This is a genomic window from Klebsiella sp. CN_Kp106 (assembly GCF_040064575.1).
GTDB lineage: Bacteria > Pseudomonadota > Gammaproteobacteria > Enterobacterales > Enterobacteriaceae > Klebsiella > Klebsiella michiganensis.
This window is the reverse complement of record NZ_JBEAIG010000056.1, coordinates 26021-40019: the sequence shown is the minus strand read 5'-3', so window position 1 is coordinate 40019 and position 13999 is coordinate 26021. Positions and strand designations below refer to the sequence as shown.

Here is a 13999-nt window from a genome sequence, read left to right as displayed (position 1 = left end):
TAAGCCCCATTTTAGCGGGCAGCAATGTGTTAACAGGGGGCAAGGGATGTTGCTAAAGAAACGGTATGGTCGTCAATTGTCTGCGCTCAGCCTGAGCCTGGCGTTTGCATTTGCTCCACTGTTCAATGTCCAGGCTGAAGAGCCTGAAGTGGTACCATCGGATAGCTCTGCCACCATCAGCGAGCTCTCTTCCGCGCTAAGCCAAAGCGCAAACCAATCCGCGGCGGTCGCCCAAATGGCCGGCGAGCAGGCGCTTTCTGCCGATGCGGCAGCGAAGAGCCGCGCCGGGATTCAGGCGGTACTGCCGTCCGGTTATCAACCCGTATTTATGAATCCGCTGGTATCGCTGTATGCGTCCAGGGATATGAAACCGATGTGGGATAACCGCGAGGCGGTGCAGGCGTTTCAACAGCAGCTGGCTGAGGTTGCTATCGCCGGTTTTCAGCCGCAGTTCACCACCTGGGTTGAGCTGTTGACCGACCCGGCAGTGAACGGTCTGGCGCGGGATGTCGTTCTGTCTGACGCCATGATGGGCTATCTGCATTTTATTAGCGGTATTCCGACTCAGGGCAACCGCTGGCTGTATGGCACGAAACCGTATGCCATGTCGACGCCGCCTCTGTCGGTGATTAACCAGTGGCAGGTGGCGCTGGATAACGGTTCGCTGCCGCAGTTTATTGCGGGTCTGGCTCCGCAGCATCCGCAGTATGCCGCAATGCATCAGGCGCTATTAGCTCAGGTTGCCGATTCCCGTCCCTGGCCGCAGCTCACCGGTAAGACGTCGCTGCGGCCGGGGGAATGGAGCAACGATGCCGGCGCGTTGCGCGAAATTTTACAGCGCACCGGTATGCTGGATGACGCGGCAAAAATTTCGTTGCCCGGCGATGAGGTGGTGAGTCCGTCCGCCGGGAAAAAGGCCAAAAGCAGCGGCCGTGGCGTTTACGATCGCCAGTTAGTGGAGGGCGTTAAGCGCTTCCAGGCGTGGCAGGGACTGGGCGCAGACGGCGTGATTGGTCAGGCGACCCGCGACTGGCTCAACGTTTCTCCTGCGCAGCGCGCCGGCGTGCTGGCATTGAATATCCAGCGTTTGCGCCTGCTGCCGGGTAATCTGGCGACCGGAATTATGGTGAATATTCCCGCCTTTTCGCTGGTCTATTACCAGGACGGTAGCCAGGTGCTGGCATCGCGGGTTATCGTTGGCCGTCCGGACCGCAAAACCCCTATGATGAGCAGTGCGCTGAACAACGTTGTGGTCAACCCGCCGTGGAACGTTCCGCCGACGCTGGCGCGCAACGATATTCTGCCGAAGGTGCGCAATAACCCAGGCTATCTTGAGCAGCACGGCTATACGATGATGCGCGGCTGGAATAGCAAAGAGACTATCGACCCGTATCAGGTGGACTGGGAAACGATAACCGCATCGAATCTGCCGTTCCGCTTCCAGCAGGCTCCCGGCGCGCGCAATTCGCTGGGGCGCTATAAATTCAATATGCCAAGTTCAGATGCGATATATTTGCACGATACGCCCAATCACAATCTGTTCCAGCGTGATGGACGCGCGCTGAGTTCCGGGTGCGTGCGCGTGAATAAAGCCTCAGAACTGGCCAATATGCTGCTTCAGGATGCTGGCTGGAATGATGCGCGTATTTCAGATGCGCTTAAACAGGGGAATACCCGCTACGTTAATATTCGCCAGAATATCCCGGTTAATCTCTATTATTTGACCGCGTTCGTCGGCGCTGATGGACGTACACAATATCGAACAGATATTTACAATTACGATCTCACCGCGCGATCCAGCGCACAAATTCTACCTAAAGCTGAACAATTAATCAGATAAATGAAGTAGTTCAACGGATTTGGTTGTCCTACCTCTGTGTGAAAACGGGCCTTGCACGCTGCAAGGCCCGAGTTTACTGGGGTTAGGCTACCTTGACGTTGGCAATAATGCCCGGTAAGGTGCCTTTCGTGCGCCAGAAGTGCATATACATATAATCCTGCAAAGGCGCTGTGGCAGTAAGCAGCCCGTTCTCCATAGCTGATATTTATTAGCCGTAGGGGAGCGAGCGCGTGCTGGCGGCTAACGGGCGCATTGCGGGAAAAGTATATTACGATTCATTTACCTGTAGACCTGATTATCATGGACAAATTTGACGCTAATCGCCGCAAACTGCTGGCGTTAGGTGGAGCCGCGCTCGGTGCTGCTGCCATTCTGCCTGCGCCGGCATTTGCCACCCTCTCGACCCCCCGACCGCGTATTTTGACGCTGAACAACCTGCATACCGGTGAATCACTCAAGGCGGAGTTTTTCGATGGCAGAGGCTATATTCAGGATGAATTAGCAAGACTTAATCATTTTTTCCGTGATTATCGCGCGAATAAGATTAAGTCCATCGATCCCGGTTTGTTCGATCAACTCTATCGTTTGCAGGGATTACTTGGTACCAACAAGCCTGTCCAGCTTATTTCCGGTTATCGTTCTGTTGATACCAATAATGAGCTTCGCGCGCGTAGCCGGGGTGTGGCAAAACACAGCTACCACACTAAAGGCCAGGCCATGGATTTTCATATTGAAGGCATTTCGTTAAGCAATGTTCGCAAAGCCGCGTTATCTATGCGCACAGGTGGTGTAGGATACTACCCACGTAGCAACTTTGTGCATATTGATACCGGGCCAGTACGGCACTGGTAACGAAAGGAGCCTCATGAACTATCGTATTATTCCGGTTACCGCGTTCGCGCAGAACTGTTCTTTAATCTGGTGTGAACAAACCAAACTGGCGGCGCTGGTCGATCCCGGCGGTGATGCTGAGCGAATCAAACAGGAAGTCGCGGCGGCAGGCGTTAGCCTGATGCAGATTCTGCTCACGCACGGTCATCTCGATCACGTTGGTGCGGCAGCGGAGCTGGCACAACATTATGGCGTGCCGATTATTGGGCCGGAAAAAGAAGATGAGTTCTGGCTGGAAGGATTACCGGCGCAGAGCCGGATGTTCGGTCTGGAAGATTGCCAGCCGCTGCAGCCGGATCGCTGGCTGAACGAAGGCGATACGGTCGGCGTGGGGAATATTTCCCTGCAGGTGCTGCACTGCCCAGGCCATACGCCGGGGCACGTGGTCTTCTTCGATCCTGCTTCCCGACTGTTGATTTCTGGCGATGTGATTTTTAAAGGCGGAGTAGGGCGTAGCGACTTCCCTCGCGGCGACCATAGCCAACTGATCGATGCGATTAAGCGCAAGCTGTTGCCGCTGGGCGATGACGTGTCGTTTATTCCGGGTCATGGACCGATGTCGACCCTTGGCTATGAGCGTCTGCACAACCCATTCCTGCAGGATGAAATGCCGGTCTGGTGACCTAAACCAGCATATAAAAAAGGCCGCACATGCGGCCTTTTTTTTGCCCTGCGCTGAGGTTACAGTACGGCAACAATCGCTTCGCACAGCGGCGCCATGTTATCAGGCGTCATACCGGCGACGTTTATACGTCCGGACGCCACCGCGTAGATTCCGAACTCTTCACGCAGACGCAGTACCTGCTCTTTGGTCAGGCCGCTGAACGAGAACATCCCGTTTTGCTGAATGATGAAAGAGAAATCGCGGCTGGCGCCTTTTTCCTGCAGGGTATTAACGAACAGCAGACGCATACGCTGGATGCGTTGACGCATGTCGGTCAACTCTTGCTCCCAGATGGCGCGCAGCGCGTCATTGCTGAGAATGGTCGCCACTACTGAGGCGCCGTGAGCGGGCGGGTTTGAGTAGTTCGCGCGGATAACCGACTTCATCTGGCTGAAAGCGCGGTCTACCGCTTCCTGGTCAGCGGCGACCAGCGTACAGGCGCCCACGCGCTCGTTGTACAGGCCGAAGTTTTTCGAGTAGGAGCTGGCAACCAGCAGCTCTTTATGCAGAGCGGCGAAAGCGCGCAGGCCTTCAGCATCTTCTTCCAGGCCGCGGGCAAAGCCCTGGTAGGCAAAGTCAAACAGCGGCAGCCAGCCTTTCTCTACGGAGAGCTGCGCCAGCTGTTGCCACTGCTCCAGCGTCGGATCGATGCCGGTTGGGTTATGGCAGCAGCCGTGGAACAGAACCACGTCGCCGGCCTGCGCTTCGTTCAGGCTGGCCAGCAGCCCGTCGAAGTCGAGTTTGTGATTAGCGGCATCGTAGTAGGTGTATTCGCGCACTTCCAGCCCGGCTGAATTGAACACGCTTTTATGGTTCGGCCAACTGGGGTTGCTCACCCAAATACGTTTAACGTCGGTGTTCTTCGCCAGAAAATCGGCGGCGACGCGCAGGCCACCTGTACCGCCGGGCGTTTGCGCGGTGCGGGCGCGTTTATCATTGATAATTGCGCTTCCTTTCCCGAACAGAAGCTCCTGGGTGCAGCGGCCAAATTCCGGAATACCATCGATACCCAGATAATTTTTAGTGGTTTCATTTTCCAGCAGATACTGCTCTGCTTTTTTCACGCTAGTCAGGACCGGTGTTTTACCCGTTTCATCTTTATAAACACCAATTCCAAGATTAATTTTTGTTGGGCGGTCATCGGCACGAAACAGATCGGCCAGGCCCAGAATTGGGTCGGCAGGGGCGGCGGTAATGTTCTCAAACATGACGAGGTTCCATTGTGATTACTGAAGGGAAATCCGCTATCAGGTTAACGGGAGTTATGTTAATTGCCAACCGTTTGCGACAAAAAGCGAGAAGGTTTTTGAAAGTTACGATCTTCCTCTCAGGAAAGCAGAAAAGCAGGACCGAAGTCCTGCTTTTTAGGCATATCACGAAGGGGTGTACTGCAGATTAGAACTGGTAAACGATACCCACTGCGGCCTGATCGTCGGTCGCAACGCCAGCGGCTTTGGTGTAATCGTTGTCGTTCAGCTGGTTGAATTTATACGCAGCGTAGACGTTCATGTTTTTGTTGAAGTAGTACCAGGTACCCACTTCGACGTATTTAACCAGGTCAGCATCGCCGCCGGAGAAGCCAGCGCGAGAGCGCAGGTCTTTACCTTTAGTCTGTACGTAGCCGATGGACGGACGCAGGCCGAAGTCGAACTGATACTGAACAACGGCTTCGAAGTTCTGAGTTTTATTAGCGAAGTAGTTGCCTTCGTTTTCCGGCGTCATGTTGTAAGTCTGAGAGTACATGACCGCAGCATAGACGTTGTTCGCGTCATACTTAGCGGAGGTTGCCCATGCTTCAGCTTTTTCGCCCTGACGGTCAGCTTTCTGATCGCCGCTACGGTTGGAGTTCGCATAGCCTGCAGACAGCGCAATGCCGTTGTCAAACGCGTAGGTTGCCGCGGTGCTGAAGCCGTCGCCGTTTTGTTTCTTAACATCACGGCTAGAAGCGTCGTTTTTACCCTGGTACTGCAGCGCGAAGCTCAGGCCGTCAACCAGACCGAAGAAGTCAGAGTTACGGTAGGTGGCTACGCCGTTGGTACGCGCGGTCATGAAGTTGTCGGTGTAGCTCCAGCCGTCGCCGCCCCATTCAACCAGCATATCGGTTGCCGCTTCAACGTCGTAGATGGCGCCGTAGTTACGACCGTAGTCGAATGAACCGTATTCACCGGCTTTTAAGCCTGCGAAAGCCAGACGAGTTTTGGTGGTCTGTTTACCTTCAACATTGGACGCATCCATGTTGTATTCCCACTGACCATAGCCGACCAGCTGATCGTTGATCTGAGTTTCGCCTTTCAGGCCGATACGGGCGTAGGTGGTATCATCGCTGCTGGTGTCGCCGTTGGTGGTCCAGACGTGCTCGCCAACCATTTTTCCGTAGAAGTCCAGTTTGTTGCCGTTTTTGTTATAGATTTCTGCAGCGTTAGCTGCACCGGCTACCAGCAGGGCAGGAATTACCGCTGCCAGAATTTTGCGCTTCATCATTATTTATTACCCTCATTTATATTTTTTTATGAACACTTGCCACTGCCGTCAATAAGTTTCGTCAATAAAAATTTACAGAACTATTGATGATAGTTTGGTGTCTGGAGGCATCTTTCCATTCAGAACAACGTTTCGCTAGCCTGAAAATGCTACCAATATCGCATATGAGTAACAAAAGGAAATTCTATGTAACTAAATATGTATTTTTGGGAACTTTGTGAACTCAATCAACATTCCGCCCCTGTTCGCCGATTAAATCACCTGTCTTTATATATCTATATGAATTAATTATGATTAATTTAGATAAGAGAGGGTTTGTGCATTTTACGTCAGCATTTTGCTTTATTTTTATTCAAATCTTGTCGTTGCAAGTTGTGCTGTGACTGGTTAAAAAACGAGCAATATAATCAGCATGTTTGCCAATTTATGAACATAAGGTGCGGTTTTAATTAGCGGTCGCTAATGAAATAGTGCGTAACATAATTGTGAATCAGGATGGTTGATGTTTAAGTTTCCTGATATTCGTTAACGTAAATTGACATAAAAAAAGGCCAGCTTGCGCTGGCCCCGGATGAAAATTGCAGAAAAAAATCAGAAAGTCGCGTTACGCGGGGTCCGCGGGAACGGAATGACGTCGCGAACGTTCTGCACGCCGGTCACGTAGGCGATAAGACGCTCAAAGCCCAGACCGAAACCGGAGTGCGGTACGGTGCCGTAACGGCGCAGGTCGCGATACCACCAGTAGTCTTCTTTATTAAGACCCATTTCCGCCATACGCGCGTCAAGCACGTCCAGGCGCTCTTCACGCTGGGAGCCACCGATAATTTCACCGATGCCCGGCGCCAGAACGTCCATTGCGGCGACGGTTTTACCATCTTCGTTAAGGCGCATATAGAACGCCTTGATGTCTTTCGGGTAGTTTTTCACCACCACCGGGGCTTTAAAGTGCTCTTCCGCCAGATAGCGTTCGTGCTCGGAGGAGAGATCCACGCCCCAGTAGACCGGGTTTTCGAACGACTTACCGCAGTTTTCCAGAATGGTGACCGCGTCAGTGTAATCAACCTGGGCAAAATCAGCGGAAACGAAACGCTGCAGGCGGTCGATAGCGTCTTTATCAACGCGTTCGGCAAAGAACTGCATGTCGTCTGCGCGCTCTTCGAGAACGGCTTTGAAGACGTACTTCAGCATCGCTTCCGCCAGACCTGCCACATCGTTCAGGTTAGCAAAGGCGACTTCCGGCTCCAGCATCCAGAACTCCGCCAGGTGACGGCTGGTGTTGGAGTTTTCCGCACGGAAGGTCGGGCCAAAGGTGTAGATTTTGGACAGCGCGCAGGCGTAGGTTTCGCCGTTCAGCTGGCCGGAAACGGTCAGGAACGACTCTTTGCCGAAGAAGTCTTTATCGAAATCGACTTTGCCCTGTTCGTTGCGCGGCAGGTTTTCCAGATCCAGCGTTGACACGCGGAACATCTCGCCGGCGCCTTCAGTGTCGGAAGCGGTAATCAGCGGAGTCGAAACCCAGAAGAAGCCCTGCTCGTCGAAGAAACGGTGCAGCGCCTGCGCCAGGGTATGGCGAACGCGCGCCACCGCGCCAATCAGGTTGGTGCGCGGGCGCAGGTGGGCAACTTCACGCAGGTACTCGATGCTATGGCGTTTAGCCGCCATCGGATAAGTATCCGGATCTTCCACCCAGCCGCTGACTTCCACGTGGCTGGCCTGGATTTCAAAGCTCTGACCCTGGCCCTGAGATGCCACGACTTTACCGGTCACCACGACCGAGCAGCCGGTGGTCAGGCGCAGCACTTCCTGATTGTAATTGGGAAGAGAATTACTAATAACGGCCTGTACAGGATCAAAGCAGGAACCGTCATAGACGGCGAGGAAAGAAAAGCCAGCTTTAGAATCTCGGCGGGTACGCACCCATCCGCGCACGGTGACTTCGCTGTCAACGGCAACGCGGCCCTGGAGTACGTCGGCTACAGGCACAACGCTCATAATAGTCTCTCTTGTTAGTCCAATAGAAAAATCTGTATTCCCCTGCAACAGGGGGATATCTATGTTACCTGTCATCTTCCATCAGACAAGTAGATTTCGCACAAGAAAGGGGGGTTTTAGGAAATAAATAAGGAGATAGTCTACTTTGCTGCGTGAGAGCCTGATATTCAGAGAGATTCGTTCATTGCGATTATCCCATGCAGGGCGACCGGGGTTCTTAATGCTTGATAACGTCTCGGGGTGATAAGCGGAGGCGAATAAAAATGCGCCCGTTTTGGCGGACGCATTTTGTCTTTATATGACCTAGCTGGCTTTTTTAACCGGCGGTAGATCGAAGGCTTTGCGCAGCGCGCGGACGAAAGCTTTATCGTGACAAATCGTTTTACCCGGGCTATCCGAAAGTTTCGCCACCGGTTTACCGTTGCACTCCACCAGCTTGATAACAATATTGAGCGGCTTCACCTGAGGAATATCGCAGGTTAAACGCGTGCCGATACCGAAGCTCAGATTCACCCGCGATGAGAAGTGGCGATAGAGATCAACCGCTTTTGTCAGGTCGAGATTGTCGGAAAATACCAGCACTTTGCTCAGCGGGTCGATGCCCAGCTTTTTGTAGTGGGCGATAGCCTTCTCGCCCCATTCCACCGGGTCGCCGGAGTCGTGGCGCAGCCCCTGATAGCGGGTCGCAAACTCCGGCCCGAAATCGCGCAGAAAAGCGTCCATCGTAATGCAGTCGGTCAGCGCAATCCCCAGCCGATCGGGATACTCTTCCAGCCAGGCAGCGAGAGCCGCGCGCTGGCTGCTCGCCAGGTTCGGGCTGATCTGCTGATGCGCCTGGAACCATTCGTGAGCCTGGGTCCCCATTGGGGTCAAATTCAAACGCCGCGCCAGATCGTAATTGCTGGTACCGGTGAACCAGGATTCTTGCTGAAGACGCTGAACAATCGCCTGCTGCACCTCGCGGGAGAAGCGGCGGCGGGTACCGAAATCCATCAGGCGGAAGCCCGACATATCGATATCAGCAGTGAGGCGGTTAAAGTCAGTCAGCTTATGCTCAAGGGTGTCCAGCGCGAGATCGACGCTGATTTCCGGCGAGCGATAGCGATGTACCAGCTCGCTTATCACCGCCAGCAGCGGAACTTCCCACATAATAACTTCAAGCCAGGGGCCGGAAAGGCGAATATTCAACTTGCCGTTGTCATTGATGACCGTGACCTGGCGCGGGTCGTAGCGGAAGCCGCGTAGCCACTCGAGATAGTCTGGCGCAAAGAAGGGCAGGCTCGACAACCAGTGATATTCATCGTCCTGCAGTCTCAGGTCGCGCATCGTCTCAACCTGCTCGCGAATCGCATCGGCGTAGATGCCGAGCAGATCGTCCCCGCGGCAGCGGAACTCCGCCGCAACCTGTACATCATTGTAGCGGTGGAAGACAGCCTGCTGCATGTGCAGCTTGTAGGCATCCGTATCAAGCAACGAGTGCAGTACAGGAGAAGTGAATTGGGTCATGGTGCGCAGTAGCATCCTCTCACTGGAGCGTTTCCATCAAAACCAAAGCGGTAAAAGGAGGCGGAGTATACCTGTAATACCCGACGCTGTCCCGCGGTGACGGCTGATGGCTACGCTGACGGTCATTTGCGAGGCCTAGTTTAATATATTGAACACGCATCACACCACAAGCTTTGCGCCTGGTCGAGCGCATTTCGTGCCTCTTGTGTTATCAAAATGTAGCAATTTTCATGTTTAGCATTGAAAAGATGAAGATTCTGCATAGCGAGATTTGCGCAACAGGAATAGACTGAGTCGACACTTTACAGGACACGCTAAAGGTTTTTTATGACACAACAGCCCCAAGCCAAATACCGCCACGACTACCGTGAGCCGGAGTATCTGATTAGCGATATCGATTTGACCTTTGACCTGGATGCCGCGAAAACCGTTGTGACGGCTGAGAGCAAGGTCTCCCGCCACGCGGCTACGTCTGATGTGCCATTGCGTCTGGATGGCGAAGACCTGACGTTGGTCTCTCTGCGGATTGATGGTCAGCCGTGGAGCGACTACAAGGAAGAAAATAACCAGCTGGTGATTAGCGGGTTGCCGGAACATTTCACTCTGACCATCGTCAATGAAATCAGCCCGGCGGCGAATACCGCGCTGGAAGGGCTATATCAGTCCGGCGAAGCGCTGTGTACCCAGTGCGAGGCGGAAGGCTTCCGCCACATTACCTGGTATCCGGACCGCCCGGACGTTCTGGCGCGCTTCACCACCAAAATCATCGCCGATAAAGCAAAATACCCGTTTCTGCTCTCCAACGGTAACCGCGTGGCCCAGGGCGAGCTGGAAAATGGCCGTCACTGGATCCAGTGGCAGGACCCGTTCCCAAAACCGTGCTACCTGTTTGCGCTGGTGGCCGGTGATTTTGACGTCCTGCGCGATACCTTCAAAACCCGTTCGGGGCGTGAAGTGGCGCTGGAGCTCTACGTTGACCGCGGTAACCTTGACCGCGCGCCGTGGGCGATGACCTCGCTGCAAAATTCTATGAAGTGGGACGAAACCCGCTTTGGTCTCGAGTACGACCTCGACATCTATATGATTGTCGCCGTCGATTTCTTCAACATGGGCGCCATGGAGAACAAAGGCCTTAACGTCTTTAACTCCAAATACGTACTGGCGCGTACCGATACCGCGACCGATAAAGATTACCTGGATATCGAGCGCGTGATTGGTCATGAATATTTCCATAACTGGACCGGCAATCGCGTGACCTGCCGCGACTGGTTCCAGCTCAGCCTGAAAGAAGGGCTGACCGTTTTCCGCGATCAGGAATTCAGCTCCGACCTCGGCTCGCGTGCGGTGAACCGCATTAATAACGTACGCACCATGCGCGGCCTGCAGTTTGCCGAAGACGCCAGCCCGATGGCGCATCCGATTCGCCCGGATAGCGTGATTGAGATGAACAACTTCTATACCCTGACGGTGTATGAGAAGGGAGCGGAAGTGATCCGCATGCTGCATACTCTGCTGGGCGAAGAGAATTTCCAGAAAGGCATGCAGCTCTATTTTGAGCGCCACGACGGCAGCGCCGCGACCTGCGACGACTTTGTCCAGGCGATGGAGGACGCTTCCAACGTCGATCTGTCCCACTTCCGCCGCTGGTATAGCCAGTCCGGTACGCCGATTGTCACCGTCCATGATGACTACAACCCGGAAACGGAGCAGTACACGCTGACCATCAGCCAGCGCACGTCGCCGACCGCTGAGCAGGCGGAGAAGCTGCCGCTGCATATTCCGTTCGACATCGAGCTGTACGATAACGAAGGCAAGGTAATCCCGCTGCAGAAGGGCGGTCACCCGGTGCATCACGTGCTGAACGTCACCCAGGCGGAGCAGACTTTTGTTTTCGACAACGTTTACTTCCAGCCGGTCCCGGCGCTGCTTTGCGAGTTTTCCGCGCCGGTGAAGCTGGAGTACAAATGGAGCGATCAGCAGCTGACCTTCCTGATGCGCCACGCGCGGAATGATTTCTCCCGCTGGGACGCGGCGCAGAGCCTGCTGGCGACCTATATCAAACTCAACGTCAACCGTCACCAGCAGGGGCAGCCGCTGTCTCTGCCGATTCACGTCGCCGATGCGTTCCGCGCGATTCTGCTGGATGAGAAGATCGATCCGGCGCTGGCGGCGGAGATCCTGACGCTGCCTTCAGCGAATGAAATGGCGGAGCTGTTTGCGATTATCGATCCGCTTGCCATCGCGGCGGTGCGCGAAGCGCTGACCCGCACGCTGGCGAAAGAGCTGGCTGACGAGTTCCTGGCGGTTTACAACGCCAACAAGCTCGACGGCTACCGCGTTGAGCATGCCGATATCGATAAGCGTTCTCTGCGTAATACCTGCCTGCGCTACCTGGCGTTTGGCGATACCGAGCTGGCGGATAAACTGATTAGCGCGCAGTATCACCATGCGGACAATATGACCGACGCGCTGGCGGCGCTGGCCGCAGCCGTAGCGGCCCAGCTGCCGTGCCGCGATGCGCTGATGCAGGAGTATGACGACAAGTGGCACCAGGACGGACTGGTCATGGATAAATGGTTTATCCTGCAGTCCACCAGCCCGGCGGATAACGTCCTGGAGACGGTTCGCGGCCTGTTGCATCATCGCTCGTTCAGCATGGGTAACCCGAACCGCGTCCGTTCTCTGATCGGCGCCTTTGCCGGCAGCAACCCGGCGGCGTTCCATGCAGAAGACGGCAGCGGCTATCAGTTCCTGGTCGAGATGCTGACTGAGCTGAACAGCCGCAACCCGCAGGTGGCTTCGCGTCTGATTGAGCCGCTGATTCGTCTGAAACGCTATGACGAGAAACGTCAGGCGCTGATGCGCGGGGCGCTGGAGCAGCTGAAGGGTCTGGAGAATCTTTCCGGGGATCTGTTCGAGAAAATCAGTAAAGCGCTGGCGTAACGCCAGCGCGAGTCCAAACCTGTAGCCCCGCTAAGCGCAGCGCGAGCGGGGGAACGTCGCTGTCGTTAACCGTGGCTCACTAAGCGTGGCGAGGATTCGTTCTTGCCGCGCTGCATCACCCGATTCAGTACTTCCGCTTCCAGTTCGGCCAGCTTCACTGAACCCGTGCGTCGCGGACGGGGAATGTCCACCAGCAGATCCAGCCCTATCTTCCCCTCTTCAATCAGCAAAACGCGATCGGCCATCGCCACCGCCTCGCTGACGTCGTGGGTGACCAGCAGAACGGTAAATCCGTGCTCCTGCCACAGCGAGACAATCAGATCCTGCATCTCCAGGCGAGTGAGGGCGTCCAGCGCGCCCAGCGGTTCATCAAGCAGTAATAATCCGGGGCGATGAATTAACGCGCGAGCCAGCGCCACGCGCTGCTTTTGCCCGCCGGAAAGCGCCACGGGCCATTCACCGGCGCGGTCTTCAAGGCCGACGCTCGCCAGCGCCTTGAGCGCCGCCTCGCGCCACTGCCCCTTCAGCCCGAGGCCGACATTGTCGATCACCGTTTTCCACGGCAGCAGGCGGGAATCCTGGAACATCATCCGGGTATCCTCCTGGATTTGCGCCAGCGGCGTCGAACCCGCCAGCAGCTGCCCGGCGTTGGGTTTTTCCAGCCCGGCGAGCAGCCGCAGCAGGGTGCTTTTACCGCCGCCGCTGCGTCCGACCACCGCGACAAATTGCCCGGTGGGAATATGCAGATCGAGTTCATTCAGAATCGTTTTGCTGCCGTAACGCTTGCTTACGCCGTTTAGCAGCAGCGGGATCCCCGGATTAAGACGCGCGGTTGTCATGCGTTGGCCTCCTGAAGGTGGTAAGCCGGATTCCAGCGCAGCCAGACGCGTTCAAGAAGCTGTGCGCTGAAGTCGGCCAGTTTGCCGAGAATAGCGTAAAGAATAATGGCGACGACCACGACATCGGTCTGCAGAAATTCGCGGGCGTTCATCGCCAGATAGCCGATACCGGCGTTAGCCGAGATGGTTTCAGCCACGATCAGCGTTAACCACATCAGGCCGAGCGCAAACCGGATGCCGACTATAATGGAGGGCAGGGCGCCCGGCAGGATCACGTGACGGAACAGAGCAAAACCCGATAAGCCATAGCTGCGGGCCATCTCCACCAGACCCCGGTCAATGTTTCGAATACCGTGCCAGGTGTTGATATAAATCGGGAACATCGTCCCCAGCGCCACGAGGAAAATTTTGGCGCTTTCATCGATGCCGAACCATAAAATTACCAGCGGAATCAGCGCGAGGTGCGGTACGTTGCGCAGCATCTGAATGGAGGTGTCCAGCAGGCGTTCGCCCCAGCGCGACAGGCCGCTGATAAGCCCGAGAACCAGGCCAATGGAACCGCCGATGCTGAAACCAATAAGCGCCCGCCATGAGCTGATGGCCAGATGTTGCCAAAGCTCGCCGCTGGCGGAGAGCGTCCAGAAGGCTTTGAGCACTCCTTCCGGTGACGGCAAAATACGGGTAGAGAGCCAACCAACGGAAGAGGCGAATTGCCATACAATCACGCTGCCAACCGGCAAAAGCCAGGGGGCTATGCGGATCAGGAGTTTTTGCGAAAGCGTCGCCATACAGTGTTCCTTTATTCTTTAGCGTTTTGCCTGGTGACGGGCATCAACGCTGAAC

The 13999-nt window shown here is 55.2% G+C and carries 10 protein-coding genes; 4 read left to right on the top strand and 6 right to left on the bottom strand.

Features of this window, described 5'->3' with window-relative positions; genetic code table 11:
• Positions 1–46 precede the first annotated feature (46 nt).
• The 3 genes from ldtD (at position 47) to ABLU96_RS19550 (ending at position 3353) form a co-directional block, all read left to right on the top strand.
• Complete coding sequence (gene ldtD, locus ABLU96_RS19560) at positions 47–1840, top strand: L,D-transpeptidase (protein ID WP_046878173.1); 1794 nt, start codon at positions 47–49, stop codon at positions 1838–1840.
• A 300-nt stretch (positions 1841–2140) separates the two neighbouring features.
• Entirely contained in the window at positions 2141–2692 is a 552-nt protein-coding gene (locus ABLU96_RS19555; RefSeq protein ID WP_004130967.1) for a YcbK family protein, read from the top strand.
• A gap of 13 nt (positions 2693–2705) precedes the next feature.
• Entirely contained in the window at positions 2706–3353 is a 648-nt protein-coding gene (locus ABLU96_RS19550) for an MBL fold metallo-hydrolase (protein WP_049083180.1), read from the top strand.
• 59 nt (positions 3354–3412) lie between these two features.
• Here ABLU96_RS19550 and ABLU96_RS19545 read toward each other — a convergent pair whose 3' ends face one another.
• The 4 genes from ABLU96_RS19545 to pncB all read right to left on the bottom strand — a co-directional run bounded on the left by ABLU96_RS19545 (position 3413) and on the right by pncB (position 9374).
• Positions 3413–4603: an amino acid aminotransferase gene (locus tag ABLU96_RS19545; protein ID WP_009653304.1), complete on the bottom strand. Its 1191-nt coding sequence runs from the start codon at positions 4601–4603 to the stop codon at positions 3413–3415.
• A 187-nt stretch (positions 4604–4790) separates the two neighbouring features.
• Positions 4791–5876 carry a porin gene (locus ABLU96_RS19540; RefSeq protein WP_014228653.1) on the bottom strand — a complete coding sequence of 362 codons (1086 nt, stop codon included), beginning with the start codon at positions 5874–5876 and terminating at the stop codon, positions 4791–4793.
• 591 nt (positions 5877–6467) lie between these two features.
• Positions 6468–7868 (bottom strand): asparagine--tRNA ligase, encoded by a 1401-nt coding sequence (gene asnS / locus ABLU96_RS19535; RefSeq protein WP_004849497.1) that lies wholly within the window; start codon positions 7866–7868, stop codon positions 6468–6470.
• A gap of 303 nt (positions 7869–8171) precedes the next feature.
• Entirely contained in the window at positions 8172–9374 is a 1203-nt protein-coding gene (gene pncB / locus ABLU96_RS19530; RefSeq protein WP_025107499.1) for a nicotinate phosphoribosyltransferase, read from the bottom strand.
• 327 nt (positions 9375–9701) lie between these two features.
• On the opposite strand from pncB, the gene pepN reads away from it, so the two are divergent.
• Positions 9702–12317: an aminopeptidase N gene (pepN, locus tag ABLU96_RS19525; RefSeq protein WP_233932894.1), complete on the top strand. Its 2616-nt coding sequence runs from the start codon at positions 9702–9704 to the stop codon at positions 12315–12317.
• A 65-nt stretch (positions 12318–12382) separates the two neighbouring features.
• Here pepN and ssuB read toward each other — a convergent pair whose 3' ends face one another.
• Positions 12383–13156 carry an aliphatic sulfonates ABC transporter ATP-binding protein gene (ssuB, locus tag ABLU96_RS19520; RefSeq protein WP_064404625.1) on the bottom strand — a complete coding sequence of 258 codons (774 nt, stop codon included), beginning with the start codon at positions 13154–13156 and terminating at the stop codon, positions 12383–12385.
• Complete coding sequence (ssuC, locus tag ABLU96_RS19515; RefSeq protein WP_064404623.1) at positions 13153–13944, bottom strand: aliphatic sulfonate ABC transporter permease SsuC; 792 nt, start codon at positions 13942–13944, stop codon at positions 13153–13155. The genes ssuB and ssuC overlap by 4 nt, the downstream gene beginning before the upstream one ends.
• Between the last annotated feature and the right edge of the window lie 55 nt (positions 13945–13999).

Bases quoted from the DNA above. Each gene is read 5' to 3' on its own strand.
- ldtD (WP_046878173.1), top strand. From the start codon at position 47: ATGTTGCTAAAGAAACGGTATGGTCGTCAATTGTCTGCGCTCAGCCTG.
- ABLU96_RS19555 (WP_004130967.1), top strand. From the start codon at position 2,141: ATGGACAAATTTGACGCTAATCGCCGCAAACTGCTGGCGTTAGGTGGA.
- ABLU96_RS19550 (WP_049083180.1), top strand. From the start codon at position 2,706: ATGAACTATCGTATTATTCCGGTTACCGCGTTCGCGCAGAACTGTTCT.
- ABLU96_RS19545 (WP_009653304.1), bottom strand. From the start codon at position 4,603: ATGTTTGAGAACATTACCGCCGCCCCTGCCGACCCAATTCTGGGCCTG.
- ABLU96_RS19540 (WP_014228653.1), bottom strand. From the start codon at position 5,876: ATGATGAAGCGCAAAATTCTGGCAGCGGTAATTCCTGCCCTGCTGGTA.
- asnS (WP_004849497.1), bottom strand. From the start codon at position 7,868: ATGAGCGTTGTGCCTGTAGCCGACGTACTCCAGGGCCGCGTTGCCGTT.
- pncB (WP_025107499.1), bottom strand. From the start codon at position 9,374: ATGACCCAATTCACTTCTCCTGTACTGCACTCGTTGCTTGATACGGAT.
- pepN (WP_233932894.1), top strand. From the start codon at position 9,702: ATGACACAACAGCCCCAAGCCAAATACCGCCACGACTACCGTGAGCCG.
- ssuB (WP_064404625.1), bottom strand. From the start codon at position 13,156: ATGACAACCGCGCGTCTTAATCCGGGGATCCCGCTGCTGCTAAACGGC.
- ssuC (WP_064404623.1), bottom strand. From the start codon at position 13,944: ATGGCGACGCTTTCGCAAAAACTCCTGATCCGCATAGCCCCCTGGCTT.